This is a genomic window from Anaerostipes hominis (ex Lee et al. 2021) (genome assembly GCF_002270485.1).
Taxonomy (GTDB): domain Bacteria; phylum Bacillota; class Clostridia; order Lachnospirales; family Lachnospiraceae; genus Anaerostipes; species Anaerostipes hominis.
In genome coordinates, this window is sequence record NZ_NQOG01000059.1 from 1 (window position 1) to 1,529 (window position 1,529).

A 1,529-nucleotide genomic window follows, 5' to 3' on the forward strand; every position below is an offset into this window, starting at 1 on the left:
TGGCTGTTTGTCTGAGTACATGGACTGCCATTTAGCAGTGTGGTTCGCATCAGCCCATCTCAGACCGGATTCTTATATGCGAGGGTGTTGATGCTCCGTGATCATGGGTTTTACCAAGCCGATTGAACACTCAAATACAACATAGAAAGAAGGTGATATCATGAACCCACTTTACGTCGGTATTGATGTCAGCAGCAAATCCAATGTCATTTATCTAATGCTCCCTGATGGTGCGAAACATAGCTGTTTCTCTGTTGCAAACTCTCAGGATGGCTATTCCCAGATGGTAAAACGGATTCTTTCCGCAGTCACTTCCCGTTCCCTCGATACAGTCGTCATAGGTCTTGAAGCTACATCTGTCTATGGAGACAATCTCGTATTTTTCCTGAGGGAAGATGCCTCTCTGGCTCCGTTTAACAGGAAGATCCATGTCCTCAATCCCAAGCAGGTAAAGAACTTCAAGGAAGCCTATAACGACCTGCCAAAGAATGATTATATGGACTCCTTTGTCATTGCTGACTGCCTGCGCTTTGGTAGAATCAACAAAGAGGTCTATCTGGGAGATTACCGCTATAAAGCCCTTCAGAACCTTACAAGGGCTCGTTTCTTCGCCGTACAGAACCTCGTAAAAGAAAAACAGCGATTCATCAATGTCCTGTTCAAGAAGTATTCTACTATGACGCAGGAGAAGGTATTTTCCGATACCTTCAGCACTACTGCCTTAGCTGTCTACGAAGAGTTTGAATCCGCAGAAGCATTGGCGGCGATGGACTTACAAGAACTTACGGACTTCATTATGGAAAAAGGAAAGAACCGCTTTCCCAATCCCGATGCCGTAGCCAAAGCCATCCAGAAAGCTGCCAGAAGTTCCTACCGTTTACCCAAGACGGTGAATGACTCCATAAATCAGGTGCTTTCTATATCCATAACCTCGATAAAGGCGCTGGATGCTCAGATCAAAGAGTTCAATAAAGCTATCGAAGCACAAATGGAACTCCTGCCAAATGTATTGATATCCATCCCCGGCATTGGGCCGGTCATCTCAGCCGGCATCATGGCTGAAATCGGAGATATCAACCGTTTCCCAGGTCAAGCGCAGCTTGGCAAATATGCAGGACTTGCCTGGACTCAGAATCAATCCGGTGACTTCGAGGCGGAGAATACAAAACTCATCCGCTCCGGCAACCGCTTTTTAAAGTATTACCTGTGTGAAGGTGCTTTGTCTCTCGTGAGATGCGACACGGAGTACAGCAGCTTCTATCACTCCAAGTACAAGGAAGTGAACAGGCATCAACACAAACGTGCACTCGCATTAACTGCCCGTAAATTTGTGCGGTTGGTCTTTCGACTGCTGAAAGACAATCGTCTATATCGAGCAGCGGAATAGAATTCTATTCCTGCTGATGAATGCCCTGCTTCCAAAAGCAGATATCGCAGGGCTTGTTAAAGTTACCCTTTTTTCAGCATATGATATGAAAAAGTCTGCAAAAAAGTTTCAATTTATACTTGACATATCACCGCTGGACTAT

The 1,529-nt window shown here is 45.4% G+C and carries 1 protein-coding gene; it reads left to right on the forward strand.

The window, feature by feature from the left end; all coding sequences use genetic code 11:
• Positions 1-160 precede the first annotated feature (160 nt).
• Positions 161-1,387, forward strand: coding sequence for an IS110 family transposase (locus CI597_RS17485; protein WP_024729445.1), 1,227 nt, complete (start codon positions 161-163; stop codon positions 1,385-1,387).
• Positions 1,388-1,529: the final 142 nt, after the last annotated feature.

Excerpts from the sequence above, each read along its gene's own strand:
- CI597_RS17485 (WP_024729445.1), top strand. The coding sequence starts at position 161 with ATGAACCCACTTTACGTCGGTATTGATGTCAGCAGCAAATCCAATGTC.